24 protein-coding genes are annotated in these 25334 nt (G+C 66.1%); 16 read left to right on the top strand and 8 right to left on the bottom strand.

The genetic code is table 11. The features are described from left to right. The first annotated feature begins 11 nt into the window (after nt 1-11). The 3 genes from OU682_RS10695 to OU682_RS10685 are packed head-to-tail and all read left to right on the top strand — an operon-like array spanning nt 12 to nt 4807. A complete protein-coding gene (locus OU682_RS10695) occupies nt 12-1181 on the top strand; it encodes an efflux RND transporter periplasmic adaptor subunit (protein WP_268942105.1) in 1170 nt (389 codons plus the stop codon). Then, the gene (locus tag OU682_RS10690; RefSeq protein WP_268942104.1) at nt 1178-4231 is read left to right on the top strand and encodes an efflux RND transporter permease subunit; all 3054 of its coding nucleotides are present in this window, start codon (nt 1178-1180) and stop codon (nt 4229-4231) included. Before OU682_RS10695 ends, OU682_RS10690 begins: the two co-directional genes overlap by 4 nt. 57 nt (nt 4232-4288) lie before the next feature. Beyond that, nucleotides 4289-4807, top strand: coding sequence for a type 1 glutamine amidotransferase domain-containing protein (locus OU682_RS10685; protein WP_268942103.1), 519 nt, complete (start codon nt 4289-4291; stop codon nt 4805-4807). A gap of 119 nt (nt 4808-4926) precedes the next feature. On the opposite strand, the gene OU682_RS10680 is transcribed toward OU682_RS10685, so the two are convergent. The 7 genes from OU682_RS10680 to OU682_RS10650 all read right to left on the bottom strand — a co-directional run bounded on the left by OU682_RS10680 (nt 4927) and on the right by OU682_RS10650 (nt 10976). Further along, nucleotides 4927-6264, bottom strand: a complete 1338-nt coding sequence (locus OU682_RS10680; protein ID WP_268942102.1) for a pyruvate dehydrogenase complex dihydrolipoamide acetyltransferase — start codon at nt 6262-6264, stop codon at nt 4927-4929. Between the two features lie 12 nt (nt 6265-6276). Further along, nucleotides 6277-7662, bottom strand: coding sequence for a pyruvate dehydrogenase complex E1 component subunit beta (locus tag OU682_RS10675; protein ID WP_268942101.1), 1386 nt, complete (start codon nt 7660-7662; stop codon nt 6277-6279). A 15-nt stretch (nt 7663-7677) separates the two neighbouring features. After that, entirely contained in the window at nt 7678-8727 is a 1050-nt protein-coding gene (pdhA, locus tag OU682_RS10670; protein WP_268942100.1) for a pyruvate dehydrogenase (acetyl-transferring) E1 component subunit alpha, read from the bottom strand. Between the two features lie 97 nt (nt 8728-8824). Then, on the bottom strand, nt 8825-9118 hold the full coding sequence (locus OU682_RS10665; RefSeq protein ID WP_268942099.1) for a septum formation initiator family protein: 294 nt from the start codon (nt 9116-9118) through the stop codon (nt 8825-8827). Nucleotides 9119-9184: 66 nt separating this feature from the next. After that, nucleotides 9185-9964, bottom strand: coding sequence for a 23S rRNA (adenine(2030)-N(6))-methyltransferase RlmJ (rlmJ, locus tag OU682_RS10660; protein ID WP_268942098.1), 780 nt, complete (start codon nt 9962-9964; stop codon nt 9185-9187). A 38-nt stretch (nt 9965-10002) separates the two neighbouring features. Further along, nucleotides 10003-10221 (bottom strand): hypervirulence associated TUDOR domain-containing protein, encoded by a 219-nt coding sequence (locus OU682_RS10655; protein ID WP_268942097.1) that lies wholly within the window; start codon nt 10219-10221, stop codon nt 10003-10005. A gap of 533 nt (nt 10222-10754) precedes the next feature. Continuing rightward, nucleotides 10755-10976: a DUF1127 domain-containing protein gene (locus tag OU682_RS10650; RefSeq protein ID WP_268942096.1), complete on the bottom strand. Its 222-nt coding sequence runs from the start codon at nt 10974-10976 to the stop codon at nt 10755-10757. Between the two features lie 344 nt (nt 10977-11320). On the opposite strand from OU682_RS10650, the gene OU682_RS10645 reads away from it, so the two are divergent. The 10 genes from OU682_RS10645 (at nt 11321) to murD (ending at nt 22406) form a co-directional block, all read left to right on the top strand. Continuing rightward, the gene (locus OU682_RS10645) at nt 11321-12412 is read left to right on the top strand and encodes an Mrp/NBP35 family ATP-binding protein (protein ID WP_268942095.1); all 1092 of its coding nucleotides are present in this window, start codon (nt 11321-11323) and stop codon (nt 12410-12412) included. Between the two features lie 611 nt (nt 12413-13023). Further along, the gene (locus tag OU682_RS10640) at nt 13024-13536 is read left to right on the top strand and encodes a division/cell wall cluster transcriptional repressor MraZ (RefSeq protein ID WP_268942094.1); all 513 of its coding nucleotides are present in this window, start codon (nt 13024-13026) and stop codon (nt 13534-13536) included. Between the two features lie 3 nt (nt 13537-13539). Then, nucleotides 13540-14505, top strand: coding sequence for a 16S rRNA (cytosine(1402)-N(4))-methyltransferase RsmH (gene rsmH / locus OU682_RS10635; protein ID WP_268942093.1), 966 nt, complete (start codon nt 13540-13542; stop codon nt 14503-14505). Next, nucleotides 14505-14861 carry a cell division protein FtsL gene (ftsL, locus tag OU682_RS10630; protein WP_268942092.1) on the top strand — a complete coding sequence of 119 codons (357 nt, stop codon included), beginning with the start codon at nt 14505-14507 and terminating at the stop codon, nt 14859-14861. Before rsmH ends, ftsL begins: the two co-directional genes overlap by 1 nt. Nucleotides 14862-14866: 5 nt before the next feature. After that, entirely contained in the window at nt 14867-16696 is a 1830-nt protein-coding gene (locus tag OU682_RS10625; RefSeq protein ID WP_268942091.1) for a peptidoglycan D,D-transpeptidase FtsI family protein, read from the top strand. Further along, nucleotides 16693-18192 (top strand): UDP-N-acetylmuramoyl-L-alanyl-D-glutamate--2,6-diaminopimelate ligase, encoded by a 1500-nt coding sequence (locus tag OU682_RS10620; protein ID WP_268942090.1) that lies wholly within the window; start codon nt 16693-16695, stop codon nt 18190-18192. Before OU682_RS10625 ends, OU682_RS10620 begins: the two co-directional genes overlap by 4 nt. Beyond that, nucleotides 18189-19571 carry a UDP-N-acetylmuramoyl-tripeptide--D-alanyl-D-alanine ligase gene (locus OU682_RS10615; RefSeq protein ID WP_268942089.1) on the top strand — a complete coding sequence of 461 codons (1383 nt, stop codon included), beginning with the start codon at nt 18189-18191 and terminating at the stop codon, nt 19569-19571. Before OU682_RS10620 ends, OU682_RS10615 begins: the two co-directional genes overlap by 4 nt. A 3-nt stretch (nt 19572-19574) precedes the next feature. Beyond that, nucleotides 19575-20657 carry a phospho-N-acetylmuramoyl-pentapeptide-transferase gene (mraY, locus tag OU682_RS10610; protein ID WP_268942088.1) on the top strand — a complete coding sequence of 361 codons (1083 nt, stop codon included), beginning with the start codon at nt 19575-19577 and terminating at the stop codon, nt 20655-20657. 1 nt (nt 20658) lies between these two features. Continuing rightward, nucleotides 20659-21006, top strand: a complete 348-nt coding sequence (locus OU682_RS10605; RefSeq protein ID WP_268942087.1) for a hypothetical protein — start codon at nt 20659-20661, stop codon at nt 21004-21006. After that, entirely contained in the window at nt 21003-22406 is a 1404-nt protein-coding gene (gene murD / locus OU682_RS10600; protein WP_268942086.1) for a UDP-N-acetylmuramoyl-L-alanine--D-glutamate ligase, read from the top strand. Before OU682_RS10605 ends, murD begins: the two co-directional genes overlap by 4 nt. Here the strand turns inward: murD and OU682_RS10595 are convergent, their stop codons facing one another. Beyond that, complete coding sequence (locus OU682_RS10595; RefSeq protein WP_268942085.1) at nt 22407-23192, bottom strand: enoyl-CoA hydratase; 786 nt, start codon at nt 23190-23192, stop codon at nt 22407-22409. It lies immediately after the preceding gene. A gap of 57 nt (nt 23193-23249) precedes the next feature. Between OU682_RS10595 and OU682_RS10590 the strand changes: the two genes are divergently transcribed. From OU682_RS10590 to rpsI, 3 genes are all read left to right on the top strand, one after another. After that, nucleotides 23250-23690 carry a PaaI family thioesterase gene (locus tag OU682_RS10590; protein WP_268942084.1) on the top strand — a complete coding sequence of 147 codons (441 nt, stop codon included), beginning with the start codon at nt 23250-23252 and terminating at the stop codon, nt 23688-23690. A gap of 132 nt (nt 23691-23822) precedes the next feature. Then, nucleotides 23823-24287, top strand: coding sequence for a 50S ribosomal protein L13 (rplM, locus tag OU682_RS10585; RefSeq protein ID WP_103174744.1), 465 nt, complete (start codon nt 23823-23825; stop codon nt 24285-24287). Nucleotides 24288-24289: 2 nt separating this feature from the next. Next, on the top strand, nt 24290-24793 hold the full coding sequence (gene rpsI, locus OU682_RS10580) for a 30S ribosomal protein S9 (RefSeq protein ID WP_268942083.1): 504 nt from the start codon (nt 24290-24292) through the stop codon (nt 24791-24793). The last annotated feature ends 541 nt before the right edge of the window (nt 24794-25334 follow it).

The raw sequence follows: 25334 nt of genomic DNA, 5'->3' as shown, positions 1-25334 counted from the left end.
CAGGCTGGTACATGCGCTTTCTTTTCGCCCTTCTTGTCGGATTCGGATTGCCGCTGGCCGCATGGGCCAACGAACCCGCGACCGCGTCAGAGGCGCCCGCCCGCACCGTGCCATCCGTCACCGTCGAGGTCGCCGCCCGGTCCGAGGTCCAGGCCCGTGTCCCGATTTCGGGCACCATCGTCGCCCGGCAGGAAGTGCAGGTCTTTCCGCAAGTCTCGGGCCATGAGATCACCGAGATCCTGGTGGAGGCGGGCGATAGCGTCACCAAGGGGCAGGTTCTGGCACGGCTGTCCACGGAAGAGCTGTCGGTGCTGCTGGAACAGGCCCGCTCGGAATACCTGCGCGCCGAGGCGGTCGTCGGACAGGCGCAAAGCACCATCGACAGCGCCGAGGCCTCGCTGACGCAGGCGCAGACGACCTTGCAGCGGGTGCAGCAATTGCGCGAAGGCGGCACCGCCTCGCAGTCCGCGCTGGACGATGCCATCGCAGCCGAGGCGAATGCCCGCGCGGAGGCCGCATCCGCCGCCGGCGGGCTGGCCCTGGCCCGGGCCGCCCTGGCGCAGTCCCAGGCCGCGCGGCGCATCGCCGAGCTGAACCTCGAGCGGGCCGAGATCACCGCACCTGTCGACGGCGTGGTTGTCGCGCGCACTGCCGAACTGGGCACTCTGGCGGGGGCCGTGACGGATCCGCTGTTCACCCTGCTGGGCAATGGCGCGGTCGAGGTGTCGGCCGAGGTGATCGAAACGGCTCTGGGCAGCCTCAGGGTCGGCGACCCGGCCGAAATCACCGTGGCGGGCGCGGGCATGGTGGCGGGATCGGTGCGGCTGGTTCCGGCCGCGGTCGATCCGGTGACGCGGCTTGGCCTCATGCGGATCTCGCTTGACAAGGCCGCCGGCGTCAGGACCGGGCAATTCGCCAGCGGCTGGGTCATCACGGACCGGCGCCAGGCCGTGACAGTTCCCGCCGGCGCCGTGCTGGCGGACGACGCCGGCGAACGCGTGCAGGTCGTCAAGAACGGCACGGTCGAAAGCCGCCCCGTCCGCGCCGGGCTGCTGTGGGACGGCCGGCGCGAGATCACCGAGGGCCTGGCCCTGGGCGAGGCCGTCATCGCCCGGTCCGGCGCGTTCTTCCGAACCGGCGACCAGGTGCGTCCGGTCGCCGCCGAAAGGGCGGGGCCATGAACTTCGCGACCCTGTCGATCCGCCATCCGGTCCCGCCCGTCGCCATCTTCCTGGTCCTTCTTATCGTCGGGCTTTACAGCTTCAACCGACTGCCGGTCACGGCGATGCCCAATATCGACCTGCCGCTGGTGCAGGTGACCATCAACCAGCCCGGCGCGGCGCCGTCCGAGCTGACCAGCCAGGTGATCCAGCCGGTCGAGGACAGCATCGCATCCGTGACCGGCGTGCGCCACATCACCTCTACCGCGACTGACAGCGCCGCCGTGATCGTGGTCGAGTTCGAGCTTGAGACGAACAGCGACCGCGCCGTCAACGACATCAAGGACGCCGTCTCGAACGTCCGCCAGCAATTGCCCGAAAGCATCAACGAACCCCTGGTCCAGCGGCTGGACGTGACGGGCATGCCGATCCTGACCTATGCCGTCAGCGACCCGACCCAGTCCATCGAATCGCTGTCGAAATTCGTGGATGACGTGATCGGGCGAGAACTGTCCACCGTCCCCGGCGTCGGCAAGACCAGCCGCATCGGCGGGGCCGCGCGCGAGATCAAGGTCGAACTGGACCCCGACCGCCTGCTGGCCCACGGGCTGACGGCGGCCGATGTGTCGAACCAGCTTCGGGCGCGCAACATCGACCTGGGCGGGGGGCGTGGCGATCTGGCGGGGCGCGAGTATTCGATCCGCACCCTGGGCGCGGCCGACAGCGTCGAACAGCTTGCCGGCGCGCCGATCAGCATCGCCGAGGGCCGGACGATCCGGCTGGACCAGCTGGGCCGCGTCCTCGACGGCCCGGCCGAGGAGCGCAGCTTTGCCCTGCTGGATGGCCAGCCGGTCGTGGCCTTCGGCATCTATCGCACCACCGGGGCCTCGGATCTGGGGGCGGGCAATGCGGCGAAAGAGCGTCTGGACCAGATCGCCGCACGCCATCCGAATGTCCGCATCACCCTGATCGACGATGCAACCACCTATACCGAGGCCAGCTACAAGAGCGCGATGCATACACTGTACGAAGGCGCGGCGCTTGCGGTGGTGGTGGTCTTCCTGTTCCTGCGCAACTGGCGCGCCACGCTGGTCGCCGCCGTGGCGCTGCCCTTGTCGATCATCCCGACCTTCTTCGTGATGCACTGGCTGGGCTTCACGCTGAACGGCATCAGCCTGCTGGGCATCACCCTGGTCACCGGCATCCTGGTGGACGACGCCATCGTGGAGATCGAGAACATCGTCCGCCATATCGGCATGGGCGTCCCCCCCTACGAGGCCAGCGAGGAGGCCGCCAACGAGATCGGCCTGACCGTGATCGCGATCAGCTTTTCCATCGTGGCGGTCTTCGCGCCGGTCAGCTTCATGGGCGGGATCCCGGGGCAGTATTTCAAGCAGTTCGGGCTGACGGTCGCGGTCTCAGTCCTGTTCTCGCTGCTGGTGGCGCGGATCATCACGCCGATGATGGCGGCCTATCTGATGCGCGGCACGGTGCACGGGACCGAACAGCAGGACGGCTTCGTGATGCGCAACCTGATGCGGGTCGTGCGATGGACCCTGCGCCATCGCGGGCTGACGCTGCTGACAGGGGTGGGGATCTTCGCGGGATCGATCTATTCCGCGACCTTGCTGCCCACCGAGTTCATCCCCGCATCCGACGTCGGCCGCAGCCAGATCGAGGTCGAGCTGCCCCCCGGCGCGACCATCAACGACACGGAAGACGCCGCCCGCAGCCTGTCCGCCCAAATCGACGAGGTGCCCGAGGTGCAGTCGGTTTTCGTCTACAGCGACGGCTCCGACGTGACCGAGGCGCGGGTGATGATCAACTATGGCAAGAAGGAAACCCGCGAGCGGTCCCAGTTCGTGCTGGAGGAGGAGCTGAAGGAGCGCCTGTCCGGGACGCCGGACATGCGCATCAACTTCCAGAACGAGAACGGCCAGAACGACCTGACCATCAATGTCCTGGGCGAAACCGAGGATGGCGCGGCGCTTGCCGCCGAACGCCTGGCGGCTGCCATGTCGCAACTGCCGTCCCTGGAAAGCGTGACCACCACGGCGCGTTTGCAGCGCCCCGAGATCCAGATCACGCCCCGTGCCGATGTGGCGGCGCAGCTTGGCGTGTCCGCCAGCGACATGGCGACCACGCTGAGGGTGGCGACGCTGGGGGATGTCGAATCGAACCTGGCCAAGTTCAACGCGGGCGACGAGCAGATCCCCATCGTGGTGCGGCTGGATGCCGATGCCCGCGCCGACCTAGTGACGGTGCAGAACCTGCGGGTCAACTCGGCTTCGGGGCAGGTTCCGCTGGGGACGGTGGCCGAGGTCAGCCTGTCGGCGGGCGCGACCGAGATCGGGCGATACGATCGCCAGTTCCAGACGACGGTGAGCGCCAACCTTGCCGACGGGCAGCTGCTGGGCCCCGTCAGCGCCCAGGTGGCCGAGCTGCAGTCCCGGATCGAGATGCCCCCCGGCACGCGCATCCAGCCCTCGGGCGATGCCGAGATCATGGGCGAGGTCTTCGGCGCCTTCGGCACCGCCATGGGCGCAGGGGTGATGCTGGTCTATGTCGTGCTGGTCCTGCTGTTCCACAACTTCATCACCCCCGTAACGATCCTGCTGTCCCTGCCGCTTGCCATCGGCGGCGCGATCCTGGCGCTGTTCGTCACCGGCCATTCGATCAGCATGGCGGTGGTGATCGGTTTCCTGATGCTGATGGGGATCGTCACCAAGAACTCGATCATGCTGGTGGAATTCGCGGTGTCGGCCATCGAGACAGGCGTGACCAAGCGCGACGCGATCCTGGACGCGGTCCACAAGCGCGCGCGCCCCATCGTCATGACCACCATCGCGATGAGCGCGGGGATGATCCCCTCGGCGCTGGCGACGGGCGAGGGGGGCGAGTTCCGCGCGCCCATGGCCATCGCGGTGATCGGGGGGCTGCTGCTTTCCACCGTGCTGTCGCTGCTGTTCGTGCCCTCGCTGTTCTCGCTGATCCACGGGGGACAGGGGCGGCTAACCGGCTGGCTGAGACGGCGGATCGGGGTGAACAGGCCGCAAGGGGCCGCAGAATAGGTCGGAACTTCGCCGGACGGGCCGCATTGGGTGGGCTGATGCGAAAGGAGACCACTTATGGCAAAGGTTCTGATCATGGCTTCGGACGGGTTCGAGCAGTCCGAACTGTTCGTGCCGCTGGAAAAGCTGAGGAAAGCCGGCCACGACGTCGAGATCGCCGCGCCTGAGGTGGGCGAGATCAAGGCGTGGGACAAGAAGGACTGGGGCAAGTCCGTAACCGCCGACAAAGCCATTTCGGCGGTTGATGCTGCCAGCTATGACGTGCTTGTCCTGCCGGGCGGGGTGATCAATCCCGACAACCTGCGGACCGACAAGACCGCAATCGGCTTGATCCGCAGCTTTGCCGAGGCAGGAAAGCCCGTGGCCGCGATCTGCCATGCGCCCTGGCTGCTGGCCGAGGCTGGTCTGGCGCAAGGCCGCCGGCTGACCAGCTATGATTCCATACGCACCGACATGAAGAATGCGGGCGCCGATGTGGTGGATGAAAAGGTCGTGGTGGACCGGGGCATCATCACCAGCCGCAACCCGGACGATCTGGACGCCTTTGTGGGCGCCATCGAGGAAGCGCTGGCCTGATCTGCGTCCCGCGATAGCCGGGGGCTGTCTGCCCCCGGACCCCCGAGGATATTTTCATGAAGAAGAACAAGAAAAAGGGGCGCTTGCGTGGCGCCCCTTTCTTCATGCTTTCGACCTGATCAGGCCAGCATCCCCATCGGGTTTTCCAGATGGTTCACGATGGCTTCCAGCAACTGCGCGCCAAGCGCGCCGTCGATGACGCGGTGATCCACCGACAGGGTCATCGACATGACGTTGCGGACGACGACCTCGCCATTTTCCACCACGGGGGTCTGGATGCCGGCGCCGACTGCCAGAATCGCGCCATGGGGCGGGTTGATGACCGCGTCGAAGTTCTCGATCCCGAACATGCCGAGGTTCGAGATCGCGAAGCTGCCGCCCTGGTATTCGTGGGGGGCGAGCTTCTTCGACTTGGCGCGGCTGGCCAGATCCTTCATCTCGGCCGACAGGGCCGACAGCGTCTTCTGCTGCGCGTCCTTCAGGACCGGGGTGAACAGCCCGCCTTCGATGGCGACGGCCACGGCCACGTCCGACGGCTTCAGCTTCAGGATCCGGTCGCCCGCCCAGACGGCGTTGGCGTCGGGCACCTGTTGCAGGGCAAGCGCGCAGGCCTTGATGATGAAGTCGTTGACCGACAGCTTCACGCCCCGCGATTCAAGCTGCTTGTTCAGCATGGCGCGGAACTTCATCAACTCGTCCAGCTTGGCCGAGCGGCGCAGGTAGAAATGCGGGATGGTCTGCTTGGCCTCGGACAGGCGCGCCGCGATGGTGCGGCGCATGCCGTCCAGCGGCACCTCTGACGTCTCGCGGTCCGCATACATCCTGAGGATCGCATCGGCCGAGGGGGCCTTGGGCGCCTGCGCGGCGGGTGCCGGGGCAGGCGTCGCAGCCGGTGCGGCAGCGGGCGCCGCCGCGGGCTTGGCTGCGCCCGGTTTTGCGCTTTCGACATCGGCCTTGACGATCCGGCCACGCGGGCCGGTGCCGGTGATGCCCGTCAGGTCGATGCCCTTTTCGGCCGCGATGCGGCGGGCAAGGGGCGAGGCGAAGACGCGGTTGCCTTGTTCAGCCTTGGCGGGCGCCGGTTGGGCCGATCCGGCATCGCCTGCAATCGGGGGGTTGATGGGGCTGCCATAGCTTTTTTCGGCGGCGGCCTTTTCCTCGGCTGCGGGTGCGGCCTTGGCAGGTGCCGGACTGGCGACCGCCGAGGCATCCTCGCCTTCCTCCAGCAGCACGGCGATGGGCGTGTTGACCTTCACGCCCTGCGAACCCTCGGCAATCAGGATCTTGCCGATCTTGCCTTCATCGACGGCCTCGAATTCCATCGTGGCCTTGTCCGTCTCGATCTCGGCGATGATGTCGCCGGATTTCACTTCGTCACCCTCTTTCACCAGCCATTTCGCAAGCGTCCCTTCCTCCATGGTGGGGGACAGCGCGGGCATCAGGATTTCTGTCGGCATAACGCGTTCCCCTTACCTGTAGGTGACTTTCTTCACCGCCTCGACGACTTCGGGGACGGTGATCAGGGCGTGCTTTTCAAGGTTGGCCGCATAGGGCATGGGCACGTCCTTGCCGGTGCAGTTGATCACGGGCGCATCCAGGTAATCGAAGGCGTTTTCCATGATATAGGCCGACAGGTGGTTGCCGATGGAGCCCACCGGGAAGCCTTCCTCGACCGTGACGCAGCGGTTGGTCTTCTTCACCGATCCGATGATGGTGCCATAGTCGATGGGGCGCAGGGTGCGCAGGTCGATCACCTCGGCCTCGATGCCATCGCCTGCCAGCTTGTCGGCGGCTTCCAGGGCGTGGGACATGCCGATGCCGAAGCTGATGATGGTCACGTCCTTGCCGGTGCGCGCGATGCGGGCCTTGCCGAAGGGGATGGTGAAATCCTCCAGATCCGGCACCTCGAAGGAGCGGCCATAGAGGATCTCGTTCTCCAGGAAGATGACCGGGTTCGGGTCGCGGATCGCCTGCTTCATCAGGCCCTTCGCATCGGCCGCCGAATAGGGCATCACCACCTTCAGGCCGGGGACCGAGGCATACCATGCCGCGTAATCCTGGCTGTGCTGGGCCGCCACGCGGGCGGCTGCGCCGTTCGGGCCGCGGAAGACGATGGGGCAGCCCATCTGGCCGCCCGACATGTACAGCGTCTTGGCGGCCGAGTTGATGATGTGGTCCATCGCCTGCATGGCGAAGTTGAAGGTCATGAACTCGACGATGGGGCGCAGCCCGCCAAGCGCGGCGCCGGTGCCGATGCCCGCGAAGCCGATCTCGCTGATCGGGGTGTCCACGACGCGGCGCGGGCCGAACTTGTCCAGAAGGCCCTGGCTGATCTTGTAGGCGCCCTGGTACTCGCCGACTTCCTCGCCCATCAGGAAGACGGTTTCGTCGCGTTCCATTTCCTCGGCCATGGCCTCGCGCAGGGCTTCCCGCACGGTCATGGTCTTCATCCTGGTGCCTTCCGGCCAGTCGGGGCTGCGGTCGGGTTCGGGGGTCTTGACCTGTTCCACGGCGGACTTGCCGGGCTGGCCCTGCTCGTTCGGGCCTTCGGCGGTCGAGGGCGCCTGCGCCTGCGCGGGCGTGCTTGCGGCCTTCACGTCATCGGCGGATTCGCCTTCCTCGACCAGGACGGCGATGGGCGTGTTGACCTTCACCCCTTGCGAGCCTTCGGACACGAGGATCTTGCCGAGGATACCCTCATCGACCGCCTCGAACTCCATCGTGGCCTTGTCGGTCTCGATCTCGGCGATGATGTCGCCGGATTTGACCGCGTCGCCTTCCTTCTTCAGCCATTTCGCCAGGGTGCCTTCCTCCATGGTCGGCGACAGGGCGGGCATCAGGATTTCGGTTGCCATAAATTCAGCCCTCCCTCAGGCGACTTCTTCGGCGCTGCCCTGGGGCAGGTCTTCGGCGTAAATGTCGGTCCACAATTCTTCCAGCGCCGGTTCCGGGCTTTCCTTGGCGAACTCGGCCGAATCGTTGACGATGTCCTTGATGTCCTTGTCGATGGCCTTCAGGTCATCCTCGCTGGCGTGGCTGCCCTGCAGCAGCAGTTCGCGGACATGCTCGATGGCGTCGCGTTCGTCGCGCATCTTCTGCACTTCCTCGCGCGTCCGATACTTGGCGGGGTCCGACATGGAGTGGCCGCGATAGCGATAGGTCATCACTTCCAGGATATAGGGGCCCTTGCCCGCGCGGCAGTGGGCCACGGCCTTCTCGCCCGCGGCCTTCACGGCCAGCACGTCCATGCCATCGACCTGCTCACCGGGGATGCCGAACGCCTCGCCACGACCGAACAGCGTGGTCGATTTCGTGGACCGCTTGACCGAGGTGCCCATGGCATACTGGTTGTTCTCGATCACGAAGATCACCGGCAGTTCCCACAGCACGGCCATGTTGTAGGTCTCGTAGACCTGACCCTGGTTGGCCGCGCCATCGCCGAAATAGGCGAAGGTCACATTGTCATTGCCCAGATACTTGTCGGCAAAGGCCAGGCCCGCGCCCAGCGGCACCTGTGCGGCGACGATGCCATGGCCGCCATAGAAGTGCTTTTCGCGGCTGAACATGTGCATGCTGCCGCCCTTGCCCTTGGAGTATCCCCCCTCGCGCCCGGTCAGTTCCGCCATCACCCCGCGCGCGGACATGCCGCAGGCCAGCATGTGGCCATGATCGCGATAGCTGGTGATGCGCTTGTCGCCTTCCTTGGTGGCCGCTTCCAGGCCCACAACGACGGCCTCCTGGCCGATATACAGGTGGCAGAAGCCGCCGATCAGGCCCATGCCGTAAAGCTGGCCTGCCTTTTCCTCGAAACGGCGGATCAGCAGCATGTCGCGGTAATATTGCAGCAATTCGTCCCGAGAGACGTTGGACAGTGTATCGGGGGATTGTGCCTCGGCTGCGGGGGCAGGCTTCCTGGCCATGCGGGGGGTCCTCCTCAAAGCGCGGTCAGAATAGTTCAGCGTTAAACTATCCGTAACCGATCAACCGGAAGGGCGCAATCCGCGAACGCGACGGGCGTCAGCGCAGGATCACCTCGTCCGCGCGGGTGAAGCCCAGGACCTTTCGCGCCTGTTCGTCCAGCAGGTCGAGGTCCAGATATTCGTCCGACATCCGGCGGGTCAGGTTCTGCATCTCCTGCACTTCGGATTTCAGCTTGTCCCGCTGGACGGACAGTTCGACGGTCTCGGACTCGATCTGGATGCGGCGAAGGATGCCGGACGGACCCTGCACGGCGGCGAAGGCGAAATAAAGGCCCAGGGCCACGGCAAGGGCCAGGAGGATGGTGGCGCTGAGGGAAAGACGCTGCGACATGGACGGGCCGTTCTGGATTGGTCGGGGGATCATGCCACAGGCACAAGGGCAGGGGAATCCCCCCGATCAGGCGTTCCGGCGGAAGATCGCCTCGATCCGCGCGGCTTCCTCGGCCAAGCCGAAAGGCGCGTTCAGCACCCACATGCCCGATCCCACCATGGAATGGCCGGGGCGGGCGGGGCGGAAGGCGACCTCTGACCGCAGGGCATCGGGATGGGCGACCATCAGCGCATCCAGCATCGGGCGGTGGCGGTCGTCGGTCAGGACTGGATACCACAGCGCGATGACGCCCACGTTCCATTTCCGCGCGATCAGCCCGACCTGGCGCGGGATTGCGGCGTAGTCCGCCTTCACCTCATAGCTCGGGTCCATCAGGATGATGCCCCGCCGGGGGGTCGGCGGGCAGACCGCCTGCGCCATCTGGAAGCCGTCCTGCCGGTGCAGCGTGGCAAAGCCCGCAACGGTGGACAGGACATCGTATTCCGCGGGATGCAGTTCGGCCAGATGGGCGGAATCGCCCCGGCGCAGGAAATGCGCGGCGATCAGCGGCGATCCGGGATAGGCCGAGGCCCCGTAGCTGCGGCGGACCTGCGCCAGGGCGGCAAGAAGCGGGTGATCGGGGGGCAGCCAACGCTCGGCCTCGGCCCGCTGGATGCCGGCGCGGGCCTCGCCCGTCTTGGCGGCCTCGGCCCCGTCCAGGGTGTAAAGCCCGCGTCCGGCATGGGTTTCCAGATAGGACAGCGGCTTGTCCTTGCGCGTCAGGTAATCCAGCGCGGCGGCCAGCAGGGCGTGCTTGTGCAGGTCGGCCAGATTTCCGGCGTGATAGGCGTGTTGATAGCTGAGCATGAACGGCCCTTAGCCCGCAGCCATCCCCGGCGAAAGACCTATGTCGCCTTGCGCAGTTCGGAATGGCTTTTCAGCACCCGGTCGCCGTCGTCCTGCTCGATCAAATAGGCGGGGTTCCCAGTGTCGGCGTCGCGCTTGACCTTGGTGCCCTTGATGGTTCGCTCGACCGGTTCGGTAAAGGACTCGGCGATCTTGCCGCTGCCGGTGCCCCTGCCCCAGTCCCATTCGACCTTCGCGCCCTTGCGGTATCTGTTCATGGCATTGCCCCCCGGATGACCCGCGACAACGCGGCCCGGGGGCGGCAGTTCCGGCAGGTCTGAAATGAAAAGCGGCGGCGCCCAGGGAGGAGGAGGGGGCGCCGCCGCGCAACGCTGGCCCAGGGAGGAGGGAGGGGCCGCGTATGGGGTGCGGCAAGGCCATGGGAGGAGGAAAGGCCGTTGCCGCCAACGAACGGACCATTGGGAGGAGGAGAGGTCCGTCGCATCAGGGTGCCGCAAATGAGGCGGCTATATGGGGTGCGGTTCAGCCAGGGAGGAGGAGAGGCTTCACCGCAGACGACCCTGCCCATGGGAGGAGGAGAGGGCGGGCCGTATTCTGGTGCCGCGGGATGGGGCGGCTATATTCGGTACGCGGCGACCCCCGAGGGAGGAGAAGGGGCCGCCGCCTGCGGCTGAAACCCTGGGGAGGAGAAAGGGTTCCAGCGCTGTTTGTGACGGCATCCTCATGGGAGGAGGAGAAAGGATGCCGTCAGGTCCGCCCCGGGGAGGAGGTGGGGCGGAAAGGTCAGTTCTTACTTGCCCCAGGCCGCTTCGCGGGCCAACCGGGCGATCATCGTGCGGTTGATGCCCAGATCCGCCAGGTCGCGGTTGGTCAGGGCATTCAGTTCACGCACCGTCTGGCGATAGATTGCGCGGCGGGCGCGGTTTTCCTGCATGCGCTGGATCGCAGCCATCAGACGGCCAGCGAAGCCAAGCGAGGCAGCGGCGTTGTGGGTTTGGGCGATAGCAGCCATGTCATGTTCCTTTTCAGCGTCTTTGTTCTTGCGGTTGCGCCCTGCCCGGATTGGCCCGGCGCCTTTCGATGAACACAAGATGGCCCGAATGCTGCGTCTGCACAATGGACGCTTTGGGAATGCTGCCATGCAGCAACCGCATGACTGGCGCGTCAAGCACCTCATATCGCCGTGATATTCATGACAGAATTGTTACGGTCAGAAGCAGTTAGCGGTCACGCTGCGCTGCAAAAATGGGCGCGGGGTGCATGTCCGGCGGCGTGATGCCGCAAATTGCGGCGGGTGGTTGATGCGGCGCGCGTCCTGAACCATGTTGGCGCCTGAGTTGCAAGAACAGGCCTGACATGTCCGTGAACCGTGAAGCTGCCCTAAGGGAAATCTCCGATATCCTTCTGCCGGACGGGAGGACCCTGGAAAAAGCCGATCTGGTCCGGGCCTTTTCGGTCGAGGGCGACACGATCAGATTCGTGCTGGAGGTCGCGGATGCCGCTGCCGCGCGCGCCCTCGCTCCGGTCGAGGCCGAGGCCCGGCGCCGGCTTGAGGGGATGCCGGGCGTGGCCCGGGTCCAGATCGTCATGACCGCCCCTGCGGGCAAGCCGAAGGGCGAGCCCGTGCGCAGTTCGGGCGCCGCGCCCTCGCTGCAGATCGGGCGGCATCCGACCGGCCAGGCGGGACCGCAGGCGATTCCGGGCGTCAGGAACATCATCGCCATCGGATCGGGCAAGGGCGGCGTCGGCAAGTCCACCGTGACCTCGAACCTTGCGGTCGCGCTTGCGCGCGCGGGCAGGCGGGTGGGTCTGCTGGACGCGGATATCTATGGCCCCTCGCAGCCGCGCATGATGGGGGTGTCGGGCCGCCCGGCCAGCCCCGACGGCCAGCACATCGAGCCGCTGCACGCCCATGGCGTCACCGTCATGTCGATCGGCCTGATGCTGAAGGAAGGCGAGGCGGTCGTCTGGCGGGGTCCCATGCTGATGGGCGCGATGCAGCAGATGCTGCAGCAGGTGAACTGGGGCGAACTGGACGTGCTGCTGATCGACCTGCCGCCCGGCACCGGCGACGTGCAGCTGAGCCTGTGCCAGAAGGCGGCGGTGACGGGCGCCATCATCGTCTCGACCCCGCAGGACGTGGCGCTGCTGGATGCCCGCCGCGCCATCGACATGTTCAACAAGCTGAAAACCCCCGTCCTCGGCCTGGTGGAGAACATGTCCACCTATGTCTGTCCCAATTGCGGGCACGAGGCGCATCTGTTCGGCCACGGCGGGGTAGCGGCTGAAGCCGCCCGGCTTGGCCTGCCGTTCCTGGGCGCGCTTCCGCTGGAACTGGAAGTGCGGCTTGCAGGCGATTCGGGTCTTCCGGTAGCCTTGTCCGAGGGTGCCACGGCGCAGGCTTACGCGCAGCTCGCAGGGCGTCTGATCGGGGACAGCGTGGCCTGATCGCGAAGCCTTTCGGGAATGGACGGGAATGCAGGGGTTTGGCGGCGTGTCGCGTCAGGGTTGTGCGTGCTCGCCTTTCCGTGAGGGTCCGTGAGCAATAAATCGGCAAACCCAGTTTTCTGTGGATAAGTCGCAACAGGTGGCACCCGCTCGCAAGGCCCGCTCCGACCGAAAAGGCCTTGGTTAACAAAAGTTAATCTCCTAGATTTGGTATGTTTTATGCGCTTGGAATCCCACCCATTGCGCCTTTTTCGATTCGGATCAGGAAGATGCCCCGTTTGCGGCATTCCGCCGTTCGCCCTTTAGCTTCGCCTCGGGGCGAAGAATACCGTTGCTTCCCATGAATTCCCATGCCACAACCAGATCACGAAGACGGGCAGCAAAGGGGCAACAAAGACCCCACAGGCGAGCAGGCTTTCATACAGGCATCCGTTTTCCAAATAAGCGTCCGCATGCGCGAGCAGCACCTCCCCCAGGTGGCGCGTGACAGGGCGAGACCCCAAAAAGGGGCCAGGACGGGGAACGAGGGCGGCGGATCGGGCAGTGGCAGCGGCCCGATCCGCCCTTTCTCTTTTGGGCGGGCGGAAGAGCGGCAGTGAGGCAGGCCAAGGGTGGCGCGGAAGTTCAGAGGCACTGAATCCGTCAAGGTCGATGGCAAGGGGCGCATGTCGGTCCCGGCCCGGCTGCGGCGCGTATTCGATGCCGGCGACCCGGGTTTCGCCACCGCCAATACCGGACGCACGCAGCTTGTGGCCGTCTACGGCCCCGACTGGTGGAACTGGATCGAGCTTTACACCATCGAGGCCATCGAGGAAATCGACGAGCAGATCGACAAGCTGACGCGCGGCAGCCCGCAGCGCCGCTGGCTGGAAATGCTGATGAACGGACAATCAACGGATCTGGAAATCGACAAGGAGGGCCGCCTGGTCCTGCCCCAGAAACTGCGCGAGAAACTGGGCCTAGCCGACGGAAGTGAAACGATCTTCGAATCGCGCGGCGACTATGTCCAGGTTTATCACCCCGATTCCCGGCCCAAGGATGTCGCGGCGCTGGAGGACTTCACCGCCCAGCACGGCCCCGAATTCGACCCGCGCTCGTTCCTCGACCAATTGGGCGAGGAGTAGACCATGGCCGAGTCGCATGTGCCTGTTCTTCTTGCCCCGCTGCTTCGCGCGGTCGCGCCCGTGTCCGGGGTCTGGCTGGACGGCACCTTCGGGGCAGGGGGCTATTCCCGCGGCCTGCTGGCGGCGGGGGCGGACAAGGTGATCGGCGTGGACCGCGATCCGCTGGTCTTCGACATGGCGGCAAGCTGGGCGGGCGAGTACGGCGACCGGCTGCGGCTGGTCGAGGGGACCTTCTCGGACCTTGATCAACTTGCAGGCGAATCACTGGACGGCGTCGTGCTGGATCTGGGCGTCAGTTCGATGCAGCTGGATCTGGCGGAACGCGGCTTTTCCTTCCTGCGCGACGGGCCGCTGGACATGCGGATGGAACAGGCAGGGCCCTCGGCCGCCGATCTGCTGAACACCGTCGAGGAATCGGTGATCGCCGATGTGCTCTATTATTATGGCGAGGAGCGCGCCGCCCGCCGCATCGCCCGCGCCATCGTCGCCGCCCGCCCGCTGACCCGCACGGCAGAGCTGGCCGAGGCCGTGGCATCGTGCCTGCCGCGCTCCAAGCCGGGGCAGAGCCACCCCGCCACGCGCAGCTTTCAGGCGATCCGCATCTGGGTGAACGACGAATTCCGCCAGCTGGTCGATGGCCTGTCCGCCGCCGAACGCGCCTTGAAGCCCGGCGGCAAGCTGGCCGTGGTCAGCTTCCATTCGCTGGAGGACCGGATCGTCAAGCGCTTCATGCAGGCGCGGTCGAACAGCGCGGGCGGCGGCAGCCGCTATGCGCCGGTGCAGGACACGGCGCCTGCGGCCTTCACCATGCCCTTCCGCCGCGCCATCGGCCCCGACCCGGACGAAGAGGCCGCCAATCCCCGCGCCCGGTCCGCGCTGCTGCGCGTGGCCGTTCGCACCGAGGCCCCCGCCGGAGGGGTCGATGCCGATGCCCTGGCCATGCCGCGTCTGCCGAAGGGGGGCCATTGATGCGTCCCTTGACCTATCTTGCCTGCGCGCTTCTGGTGATGGGCCTGGCCTTCTGGGCCTATCGCGAGAATTACCGCACCCAGGCAGCCATCGGCGAGATGAGCCAGGTCCAGCGGGAAATCGCGGCCCTGCGCGAGGACCTTGGCGTGCTGCGCGCCGAATGGGCCTATCTGAACCGCCCTGACCGGCTGCGCGAACTGGTGGATCTGAATTTTGACCGGCTGCAGCTGATCCCGCGCGAGGCGGGGCAGGTGATGGACCTGGGCCATATCGACTATCCCAAGCCCCCCGCGCCGCCGGAACCTGAACCCGAAGCCGCATCCGAAGCCCCCGGCAACGCCGCCCCGCAGGAGTGACCGTCATGATCCGCATTCCCTTGCGACCCCTGGCCCGGATCCTCCGCGCCCGAGAGCGTGGCGAGAATCCCGACGAGATCGAGGCCGAGAACCGCCGCCTGCGCCACGAGGCGATCCAGGACCAGGCCCGCCGCCGCGCTGAAAAGCGCCTGGCGCTGATGGCCAGCCTGTTCGTCCTGGGCTTCGGCGTGGTGGGCGTGCGCATGGGCGCGCTGGCCTCCAGCGACGCGATCGAGCCGCGCAGCGACGTGATGTCGGCGCAGATCGTCTCGCAGCGCGCGGATATCACCGACCGCAATGGCCGCGTGCTGGCAACCAACCTGCTGACGCATTCGCTTTACGCCCATCCCCACCAGATGGTCGATCCAGTGGGCGCGGCGCAGGGACTGGCGCGCATCTTCCCCGATCTGGATGAACAGAAGCTGCTGCGCGACTTCACCGGCAGCCGCAAGTTCATGTGGATCAAGCGCAAGATGAGCCCCGAGCAGATGCAGGCCGTCCACGACATCGGCGAGCCGGGGCTGCTGTTCGGCCCGCGCGAGATGCGCGTTTATCCCAACGGCCATATCGCCAGCCACATCCTCGGCGGGTCGGGCTTCGGCAACGAGGGCGTGGACAGCGCTGAGGTCCTAGGCGTCGCGGGCGTGGAAAAGGCCTTCGACGGCTGGCTGCGCGATCCCGCGAACGAAGGCGCGCCCTTGCAGCTGTCCATCGACCTGCCGGTGCAGGCGGCGATGGAGCAGGTTCTCGCCTCCGGCATGGAGGTGATGAACGCCAAGGGCGCCACCGGCATCCTGATGGAGATCAAGTCGGGCGAGATCCTGGCGATGGCCAGCCTGCCCGACTTCGATCCGAACGACCGCCCGCGTCCGCTGTTGAAGGGCGATCCGTCCGACAGTCCGCTGTTCAATCGCGCGGTCCAGGGGCAATATGAACTGGGTTCGACCTTCAAGATCTTCCCGGTCGCGCAGGCGCTGGATCTGCAGATCATCAACCCCAACAGCGGCATCAACACCACCACGCCGATGCGGATCGGCAAGTACCGGATCAACGACTTTTCCAACTATGGCCCGCAGTTGTCGGCCACCGATGTGATCGTTAAGTCCTCGAACGTGGGCACGGTCAGGATCGCGCAGATGATCGGCGTGGACAAGCAGAAGGACTTCCTGCAGAAGCTGGGCTTCTTCGACCCCCTGCCGATCGAGATGGTCGAGGCGCCGACCGGCAAGCCGCTGGTCCCGACCCGCTGGCCCGCCGTCACGGCCGCGACCGTGTCCTTTGGCCACGGCCTTGCCGCCAGCCCGCTGCATCTGGCCGCCGCCTATGCCACCGTGGCCAATGGCGGCAAAAAGGTGATGCCCACGCTGATCCATGGCCGCACCCGCCCCGAAGGCGAGCAGATCCTGTCCGAACGCGCCGCCGCCCGCGCGGTGGACATGCTGCGCCAGGTCGTCACGCGCGGCACCGCCCGGCAGGCCGAGGTCGAGGGATACGAGGTCGCGGGCAAGACCGGGACCGCCGACAAGCCGCGCCCCTCGGGTGGCTATTACGACAACAAGGTGGTCGCGAACTTCGCCTCGGTCTTTCCGGCAAGCGCACCGAAATATGTGCTGATCCTGGCGCTTGACGAACCTTCCGTCACGGGGCCGGGCGGCGAGACACGCACCGCCGGAACCACCGCTGCGCCGGTCGCGGGCGCGATGATCCGCCGCCTGGCGCCGCTGGTCGGGCTGGAGCCCGTGACCGACGAAAAGCTGCCGGTCATCGCGCCGCGCTTCGAGCCCCGTGTTGAATCGCAACCGGGCGATGAGCTAAAGGTCGTCGCAAATCAATGACGGGTAGGACTGTGGGGCAAGGCACGAAAACGCTGTCGCAGCTGGGGCTGCGGGCAAGGGACGGGCGCGACCCGGCCATCACCGGTTTGTCGCTGGACAGCCGCACCGTGAAGCCCGGCCATCTGTTCGCCGCCCTGCCCGGATCTGCGGTGCATGGCGCCGAATTCATCCCCTATGCCCTGCGGATGGAGGCGGGCGCCGTTCTGACCGACCGCGCCGGGGCCGAGATGGCGGCCTCTGCCCTGTCCGGCTGGAACGGTGCCGTCGTCGTGGCCGAGGATGCGCGCGCCGCCCTGGCCGGTGCTGCCGCCCTGTGGTTCGAATTGCAGCCCGAACATGTGGTGGCCGTCACCGGAACCTCGGGCAAGACCAGCGTCGCCAGCTTCACCCGCCAGATCTGGCAGCATCTGGGCCACAAGGCGATCAGCCTGGGCACCATGGGCGTGCAGGGCGACTACGAGGCGAAGCTGGCCCATACCACGCCCGATCCCCTGACGCTGCACCGGATCCTGGCCGAGGCTGCCGAGGCGGGCGTCACCCATGCCGCGATGGAGGCATCCAGCCACGGTCTGGACCAGCGCCGCCTGGACGGCGTGCGGGTCGAGGCCGGGGCCTTTACCAATTTCAGCCAGGACCACCTGGACTACCACGCGGGCTTTGACGAATATTTCGCGGCCAAGGCGCTGCTGTTCAATCATATCCTGGAGGATGGGGCCTCGGCCGTCATCAACATCGACAGCGATCGCGGGCGGCAGATGCTGGACATCGCCACGGATCGCGGGTTGGCCGTCACGACCGTCGGCACCGGCGAAAACGCGATGCTGCGCATTTTGGGCCAGCGCTATGACGCGACCGGCCAGGACCTGCGTTTCTCGCTGATGGGCCAGCCGCATCTGGTCCGCTTGCCGCTGATCGGGGGCTTCCAGGCCGAAAACGTGCTGGCGGCGGCAGGGCTGGTGCTTGCATCGGGGGATGCGGCAGAGGCAACGCTGCGCGCCCTGCCTGAACTGCATACGGTGCGGGGGCGGATGCAGCTTGTCGCGCAGCGGGAAAACGGCGCCACGGTCTTTGTCGATTACGCCCACAAGCCGGGTGCGGTCGTCGCCGCCCTGCAATCGCTGCGCCCGCATGTCATGGGCCGCATCGTCTGCGTAATCGGCGCGGGCGGCGACCGCGACCGGGGCAAGCGCCCCCTGATGGGCGAGGCCGCGCGCCAGTTCGCCGATGTGGTGATCGTCACCGACGACAACCCCCGGAACGAGGATCCCGCCGCCATCCGCGCCGCCGTCATGGAGGGCGCCGGCCCCGACGCGACCGAGGTCGCCGACCGGGCCGAGGCGATCCTGCGCGGCGTCGATGCGCTGCTGCCGGGCGATGCGCTGCTGATCTGCGGCAAGGGACACGAAACCGGCCAGATCATCGGCAACGATGTCTATCCCTTCGACGATGCCGAACAGGCATCTGTCGCGGTCGCAGCACTGGACGGCAAGATATGAGCCTTTGGACAGCCGAGGAAGCCGCCGCCGCAACAGGCGGGCGGGTTCAGGGGAATTGGGTGGCGGCGGGCGTGTCCATCGACACCCGCACGATCCAGCCGGGCGACCTGTTCGTGGCGCTGAAGGACCTGCGCGACGGGCACGACTTCGTGGGCCAGGCGCTGGACAAGGGCGCTTGCGCCGCGCTGGTCAGCCGGATCCCTGACGGCGTCGATGCCGCTGCGCCGCTGCTGGTCGTGCCGGACGTGCTGGCCGCGCTGGAGGCCCTGGGTCGCGCCGGGCGCCAGCGCATGACGGGCAAGGTCATCGCCATCACCGGTTCGGTCGGCAAGACCTCGACCAAGGACATGGCGCGGGCGGCGCTGGCGGGGCAGGGCCGCATCCATGCGGCCGAGGCCAGCTACAACAACCATTGGGGCGTGCCGCTGACGCTGGCGCGGATGCCGCGCGACACCGACTTTGCCATCATCGAGATCGGCATGAACCACCCGGGCGAGATCGCGCCCTTGTCGCGCCTGGCCCGCCCCCATGTCGCGATGATCACGACCGTTGCAGCCGCCCATCTGGAAGCCTTCGGCGCCATTGAGGGGATCGCCCGCGAGAAGGGGTCGATCTTCCAGGGGCTGGAGCCCATCGGCCACGCCATCCTCCCCGAGGATCTAGCGGTCACGCAGATCCTGCGTGACTGCGCGGATGACGCCGGTGCCCTGGTCATGGGCTTCGGGAGCGACGGACAGGCCAGGCTGGTGCAGGCCAGGCCGGACGACGGAGCCTTGAGGTGCCACGCGCGGATCGGCGGCGAAACCGTTGACTTCACCCTGCACACCACCGGCATGCATTTCGCGATGAACGCCGTCGGCGTTCTGGCCGCGCTGGCCGCCGCCGGGGCGGATGTGAAGGAAGCGGGCAAGCGCCTTGGCGACTGGCTGCCGCCCAAGGGGCGCGGCGCGGTCGAGGATCTGGCGGGCCTGCGCCTGATCGACGATGCCTACAACGCCAACCCGACCTCGTTGTCGGCGGGGCTTGCCACGCTGGCCGGGCTGCAGGGCGGACGCCGCGTGGCGATCCTGGGCGACATGCTGGAACTGGGCGAGGACGAGATCGCCATGCATCGCGGGATGGCCGACGACCCGGCCATGTCGCAGGTGGATCTGGTCCACAGCGCCGGTCCGCGGATGCGCCATCTGCACGATGCGCTTCCCTCGGCCAAGCGCGGGATCTGGGCCGAAACGGCGGCGGAACTCGCCGGGCGGGTGGCGGATCTGGTCGCCCCCGGCGACATCGTGCTGGTCAAGGGCTCGAAGTCCTCGAAAATCTCGACCGTTGTTGACGCCCTGCGGAAATCGTCGCAAACGCCCGCATCTGAAACGAAAGATTGAACGATGCTTTATTGGCTGAGCGGCCTTTCCGAAGGGGGCGACCTCTTCAACCTGTTCCGCTATATCACCTTCCGCGCGGGCGCGGCCTTCTTCACGGCGCTGATCTTCGGCTTCATCTTCGGCCGTCCGTTGATCAACTATCTTCGCCGGGTGCAGAAGAAGGGCCAGCCCATCCGCGACGACGGCCCCGAGGGCCATTTCGTCAAGGCGGGCACCCCCACGATGGGCGGCATCCTGATCCTGTCGGCGCTGTTCTTCTCGACCCTGCTCTGGGCGCGGCTGGACAACGCCTATGTCTGGATCGTGCTGCTGGTCACGGCGGGCTATGCCGCGATCGGCTTTGCCGACGACTATGCCAAGGTCAGCAAGCAGAACACCAAGGGCGTGTCGGGCCGCAAGCGCATGGCGATGGGACTGGCGCTGGCCCTTGTCGCCTCGGCCTGGGCAATGTGGCTGCATCCGGACGACCTGTCGGGACAACTGGCGCTGCCGGTTCTCAAGGACGCGCTGCTGAACCTGTCGCTGGCATTCATTCCCTTCGGGATGCTGGTGATCGTCGGATCGGCCAATGCGGTGAACCTGACGGACGGTCTGGACGGGCTGGCGATCATGCCGGTGATGATCGCGGCGGGCACCCTGGGGGTCATCGCCTATACCGTAGGCCGCGTGGACTTCACCGACTACCTGGGCGTCCACCACGTCCCCGGAACGGGCGAAATCCTGATCTTCGTTTCCGCCCTGATCGGCGGAGGACTGGGCTTCCTGTGGTATAACGCGCCCCCTGCGGCGGTCTTCATGGGCGACACCGGGTCGCTGGCGCTTGGCGGCGCGCTTGGCGCCATTGCCGTCGTCACCAAGCACGAGATCGTCCTGGCCGTCGTGGGCGGGCTGTTCGTGGTCGAGGCGCTGTCGGTCATCATCCAGGTCGCCTATTTCAAGCGCACGGGCCGCCGCGTCTTCCTGATGGCCCCGATCCACCACCACTTCGAAAAGAAGGGCTGGGCCGAACCGCAGATCGTCATCCGCTTCTGGATCATCTCGCTGATCCTGGCGCTGATCGGGCTGGCGACGCTGAAGTTGAGGTGAGATGATCGACGAATCTTTTGAGGCGATCGGAAGAAATTTTGCTGTTGCGCTAGCATTAGAAGCAGCTTTCGTCTTAGCACTCTCAAGCTTCATAGGTGATTGGGAGCTTAATGATCCGTTCCTCCGCTACTTCGGCAGCTTTGGTTTGATCGGTTTCGGCATCCTAGGCATCGCACTTCATTATAAGGCGACTTACCGTCTCGCAGATTACACGGCTAAGGTGCTTATGGAGATGTTTCCGGGTCCGATCGGAAAGTTGATAGCATCCTTTGGATATGCCGGGGGTTTCGCCTGCTCCGTCGCTATCGGATTTGCCTTGGCGTCCCATCTTGCAAGAGAATTCCCATGATCCCCGTCCAAGGCGTCGAAGGCCAAACCATTGCAGTCCTGGGCCTCGGCCGTTCCGGCAAGGCGACCGCCGCCGCCCTGGCGGCGGGCGGCGCGAATGTCATCGCCTGGGATGACGGCAATGACACCCGAGAGGCGGCCGCCGCCGATGGCCTGACCATCACCGACCTGACCCGCGACGATGCCTGGCAGGGGGTTGCCGCGCTGATCACCAGCCCCGGCATCCCGCATCTTTATCCGAAGCCGCATCCCGTGATCGCCAAGGCCTATGCGCTTGGCGTCCCGGTGGACAACGACATCGGCCTGTTCTTCCGCAGCTATGCGACCGCCGACTGGGAGGGCTTCGACCGCGCGCCCCGCGTGATCGCCGTCACCGGGTCGAATGGCAAATCCACCACGACCGCGCTGATCCATCACATCCTGAAGGAAGCCGGTCGTCCGACCCAGATGGGCGGCAATATCGGCACGGGCGTGTTGTCGCTGGAGCCCGCCGAGGATGGCGAGGTCGTGGTGCTGGAGCTGTCCAGCTACCAGACGGAACTTGCCCGCGCGCTGACGCCCGATGTCGCGGTCTTCACCAACCTTTCGCCCGACCACCTGGATCGCCACGGTGGCCACGGCGGCTATTTCGCCGCCAAACGCAGGCTTTTCGCCGAAGGCGGGCCGGATCGCGCGGTGATCGGGGTGGATGAGATCGAGGGCCTGTATCTGGCGGACCAGCTGTCGATGGGACCGGCCGATGACCGGGTGATCCGCGTGTCCTCGGGCCAGAGGCTGGAAGGAACGGCCTGGTCGGTCTTTGCGCGCAAGGGGCACCTTGCGGAATACCGCAAGGGACGGCAGGCAGCCTCCATCGACCTGCGCGCGGTGACAGGCCTGCCGGGCGCCCATAACCACCAGAACGCCTGCGCGGCTTATGCCGCCTGTCGCGCGGTGGGACTTGCCCCCCGTGAGATCGAGGCCGCGTTCCGCAGCTTCGCCGGCCTTCCGCATCGCAGCCAGACCGTGGCCGAAATCGGCGGCGTCCGCTACGTCAACGATTCGAAGGCCACCAACGTCGATGCCGCCGCCAAGGCGCTGCAAGCCTTCGACCGGATCCGCTGGATCGCCGGGGGGCTTGGCAAGGAAGGCGGCATCGGCGCCTTGGCACCCTGCCTGGGCCGTGTCACCAAGGCCTATCTGATCGGTCATTCAGCCCGCGATTTCGCGCTGGAGATCGGCCACACCCCCTACGAGATTGCCGAAACGATGGAAGCCGCCGTCGCCCATGCCGCCTCCGAAGCCGAGCCGGGCGAAACCGTGCTTCTGGCGCCTGCGGCGGCAAGCTTCGATCAGTACCCGAACTTCGAGAAGCGCGGCGAGCATTTCACCGCCCTGGTCAGGGCGCTGGAAACGCGCTGATCAGGTCCAGGCGGGCCGGCGCTTTTCAAGAAAGGCGGCCATTCCCTCGGCCGTGTCGGGCAGCAGGATGTTCCGGCACATGGCCTCGCCCGCGCTGGCATAGGCATCGGCCAGACCAAGCCGCAATTGGTCGTGGAAGGCGCGCTTGCCCAGCCGGATCGCAGCGGGCAGCTTGGCTGCGATGGTGGCGGCCAACTGCATGGTCGTATCGGTCAGCGCCTCGGGTGTGGCGATGCGATTGACCAGGCCCAGTTCCAGCGCGCGGGCGGCATCGATGAACTCTCCGGTCACCAGCATCTCGAACGCGGCCTTTGGCGGAATGGCGCGGGTCAGGGCCACCATGGGGGTTGAACAGAACAGCCCGATGTTCACCCCGTTGACGCCGAAGCGCGCGCTGTCCGAGGCGACCGCCATGTCGCAGGACGCGACAAGCTGGCAGCCCGCCGCGGTGGCGACGCCCTGGACCTCGGCAATGACGGGCTGGGGCAGGGCGGGAATCATTTGCATCATCCGGGCGCAGCTGTCGAACAGCTCGGGAAATGCCGCACGCCCCTCATCCCCGTCCCCGCGCAATACCTGCATCTGCTTCAGGTCATGGCCCGCGCAGAACGCCTTGCCGGTCGCCGCGATCACCACCACGCGGATATGGTCGTCGCCGCCGATCCGTTCCAGTTCATCCGTCAGCGCGGCGATCATCTCGACGGACAGGGCGTTGTAGTTGCCGGGGCTGTTCAGCACCAGCCGCGCGATATGGTCGCCATCCTCCCTCAGCACCAGGTCCGCCATCTTGATCTCCTCCTCGGTTTGCCGGAAGCCTATGCCCGGGCGGGGCAGGGGGAAAGCATGGATATCGTCATGGACGCGCAGGCGCTGAACGCGTTTCTGGCCAGGGACTTCCCGCAGGTCGCGGATGCCTGCAGCATCCAGGCGGTGCTGCCGGACAGGCTGGTCGCCCGGTGGCGGGTGGACGACCGGCACCTGAGGCCCGGCGGAACGGTCGGCGGCCCCTCGATCTTCGCGCTGGCCGATGTAGCGATCTATTGCGCGATCCTGTCGCGGATCGGGCCCGTGGCGCTGGCGGTGACGACGAATGCCTCGGTCGATTTCATGCGCAAGCCTGCGGCAGGGCGCGACCTGCTGGCCGAATGCCGGATCCTCAAGCTGGGGCGCAGCCTTGCCGTGGCCGAGGCGCTGGTCTTTTCGGACGGGATGGCGGATCCGGTCGCGCGCTGCTCGATGACCTATTCGATTCCACCAAAAACACCGCAAAACAGCGCATTGTGATGTGGTATAAAGTTACCTATTTCGCAAGTAACTGATTACATTCGGAATACTTGCTTACGTCGCGCTTGACGGATTGCCTTTGATCGCGGATATACCGCCATCTCGAATTTCACGACCCTGAAGGGACGAAAGATGAAAACCTATACCGCGAAACCGGCGGAGATCGAGAAGAAGTGGATCCTGATCGACGCCGAGGGCGTCGTTCTGGGCCGCCTCGCCACGATCGTCGCCAATCGCCTGCGCGGCAAGCACAAGCCGACCTTCACCCCGCACATGGACATGGGCGACAACGTCATCATCATCAACGCCGACAAGGTGCAGATGACCGGCAACAAGCGGGATGACAAGAAATACTACTGGCACACCGGCCACCCGGGCGGCATCAAGCACCGCACGGCCCGCCAGGTGCTGGAAGGCGCCCATCCCGAGCGTGTGGTGATCAAGGCCGTCGAGCGCATGATCAGCCGCAACAAGCTGGGCAAGCAGCAGATGACCCACCTGCGCGTCTATGCCGGTGCCGAGCACCCGCACGAAGCGCAGCAGCCCGAAGTTCTGGACGTCAAGGTCCTGAACGCCAAGAACACCCGGAGCGCGTGATTATGGCCGAAGACATCAAGAGCCTCGACGATCTGAAATCCGTCGTGTCGGGCAGTGCCGCCGCAGTGGCCGAAGCCCCCCGCCGCGAGGCGCAGCGCGACAGCCAGGGCCGTTCCTATGCGACCGGCAAGCGCAAGGACGCTGTTGCCCGCGTGTGGGTGAAGGCCGGTTCCGGCAAGTTCCTGATTCGCAACAACAAGGGCGAATATGTGGACTACACCCAGTATTTCGCCCGCCCTGTCTTGCAGATGATCCTGCGCCAGCCCTTCGAGGTTGCCGGCGTTGCCGGCCAGTACGATGTCATGGCAACGGTGAGTGGCGGTGGCCTGTCAGGCCAGGCTGGCGCTGTGAAGCACGGCATCAGCCAGGCTCTTCAGCTGCACGAGCCCTCCTTGCGGGCCGCGCTGAAGGCGGCGGGCTTTCTGACCCGCGACTCGCGCGTTGTGGAGCGGAAGAAATACGGCAAGGCGAAGGCCCGCCGCAGCTTCCAGTTCTCGAAGCGCTGATTTCAGCAAGGCATTGTCCGGAAGGCGCGACCCGCAAGGGCCGCGCCTTTTTCGTTTCCGGACTGCTGTCGAATCGTCATCGCCTTGTCGTCAAGCGCAGGCAGTCTGCCGAAAAGGCGGGCAGGTCCGCGATTCTGCATCGCGTGACTCGATCCGGCCGTTCAGGATCGGCCCGGAATCGTCCAGGCTGGGGCCGTGGGTTCGCAGGCGAGGCCCTGGGCGCGCCCGGGGCGGGGCGCCTTTGTGCGCGGAAGTTTCGCAGCCATGCCAAGGGGTTGCGGAAAACTTTGCCACCTGCCGGAATTTTCCTCTTGCGCCCTTCGTCTGCGCTTCGTAAATACCGCTTCACCGAACGGCGGGGACGCTGGACGGGACGGAACGGCCGGCCTTTGGGTTCGGGGTTCTGACGGACATTCGGGAACGGAGCGGCTGGGTTAGCGCTGAGAGATTGGCGCCTCGGTTGTTTTTGTTTCCTTGCTTTTTGACATTGCTGGATATCTGAAGGGATATGTGGGCGGTTTGGTCGTTTATTTCGACTGGG

Source organism: Paracoccus benzoatiresistens (genome assembly GCF_026913015.1).
GTDB lineage: Bacteria > Pseudomonadota > Alphaproteobacteria > Rhodobacterales > Rhodobacteraceae > Paracoccus > Paracoccus benzoatiresistens.
This window is presented reverse-complemented; position numbering and strand designations above follow the sequence as displayed.

Coding starts and splice junctions, on each gene's coding strand:
- OU682_RS10695 (WP_268942105.1), top strand. CDS start 12: ATGCGCTTTCTTTTCGCCCTTCTTGTCGGATTCGGATTGCCGCTGGCC.
- OU682_RS10690 (WP_268942104.1), top strand. CDS start 1,178: ATGAACTTCGCGACCCTGTCGATCCGCCATCCGGTCCCGCCCGTCGCC.
- OU682_RS10685 (WP_268942103.1), top strand. CDS start 4,289: ATGGCAAAGGTTCTGATCATGGCTTCGGACGGGTTCGAGCAGTCCGAA.
- OU682_RS10680 (WP_268942102.1), bottom strand. CDS start 6,264: ATGCCGACAGAAATCCTGATGCCCGCGCTGTCCCCCACCATGGAGGAA.
- OU682_RS10675 (WP_268942101.1), bottom strand. CDS start 7,662: ATGGCAACCGAAATCCTGATGCCCGCCCTGTCGCCGACCATGGAGGAA.
- pdhA (WP_268942100.1), bottom strand. CDS start 8,727: ATGGCCAGGAAGCCTGCCCCCGCAGCCGAGGCACAATCCCCCGATACA.
- OU682_RS10665 (WP_268942099.1), bottom strand. CDS start 9,118: ATGTCGCAGCGTCTTTCCCTCAGCGCCACCATCCTCCTGGCCCTTGCC.
- rlmJ (WP_268942098.1), bottom strand. CDS start 9,964: ATGCTCAGCTATCAACACGCCTATCACGCCGGAAATCTGGCCGACCTG.
- OU682_RS10655 (WP_268942097.1), bottom strand. CDS start 10,221: ATGAACAGATACCGCAAGGGCGCGAAGGTCGAATGGGACTGGGGCAGG.
- OU682_RS10650 (WP_268942096.1), bottom strand. CDS start 10,976: ATGGCTGCTATCGCCCAAACCCACAACGCCGCTGCCTCGCTTGGCTTC.
- OU682_RS10645 (WP_268942095.1), top strand. CDS start 11,321: ATGTCCGTGAACCGTGAAGCTGCCCTAAGGGAAATCTCCGATATCCTT.
- rsmH (WP_268942093.1), top strand. CDS start 13,540: ATGGCCGAGTCGCATGTGCCTGTTCTTCTTGCCCCGCTGCTTCGCGCG.
- ftsL (WP_268942092.1), top strand. CDS start 14,505: ATGCGTCCCTTGACCTATCTTGCCTGCGCGCTTCTGGTGATGGGCCTG.
- OU682_RS10625 (WP_268942091.1), top strand. CDS start 14,867: ATGATCCGCATTCCCTTGCGACCCCTGGCCCGGATCCTCCGCGCCCGA.
- OU682_RS10620 (WP_268942090.1), top strand. CDS start 16,693: ATGACGGGTAGGACTGTGGGGCAAGGCACGAAAACGCTGTCGCAGCTG.
- OU682_RS10615 (WP_268942089.1), top strand. CDS start 18,189: ATGAGCCTTTGGACAGCCGAGGAAGCCGCCGCCGCAACAGGCGGGCGG.
- mraY (WP_268942088.1), top strand. CDS start 19,575: ATGCTTTATTGGCTGAGCGGCCTTTCCGAAGGGGGCGACCTCTTCAAC.
- OU682_RS10605 (WP_268942087.1), top strand. CDS start 20,659: ATGATCGACGAATCTTTTGAGGCGATCGGAAGAAATTTTGCTGTTGCG.
- murD (WP_268942086.1), top strand. CDS start 21,003: ATGATCCCCGTCCAAGGCGTCGAAGGCCAAACCATTGCAGTCCTGGGC.
- OU682_RS10595 (WP_268942085.1), bottom strand. CDS start 23,192: ATGGCGGACCTGGTGCTGAGGGAGGATGGCGACCATATCGCGCGGCTG.
- OU682_RS10590 (WP_268942084.1), top strand. CDS start 23,250: ATGGATATCGTCATGGACGCGCAGGCGCTGAACGCGTTTCTGGCCAGG.
- rplM (WP_103174744.1), top strand. CDS start 23,823: ATGAAAACCTATACCGCGAAACCGGCGGAGATCGAGAAGAAGTGGATC.
- rpsI (WP_268942083.1), top strand. CDS start 24,290: ATGGCCGAAGACATCAAGAGCCTCGACGATCTGAAATCCGTCGTGTCG.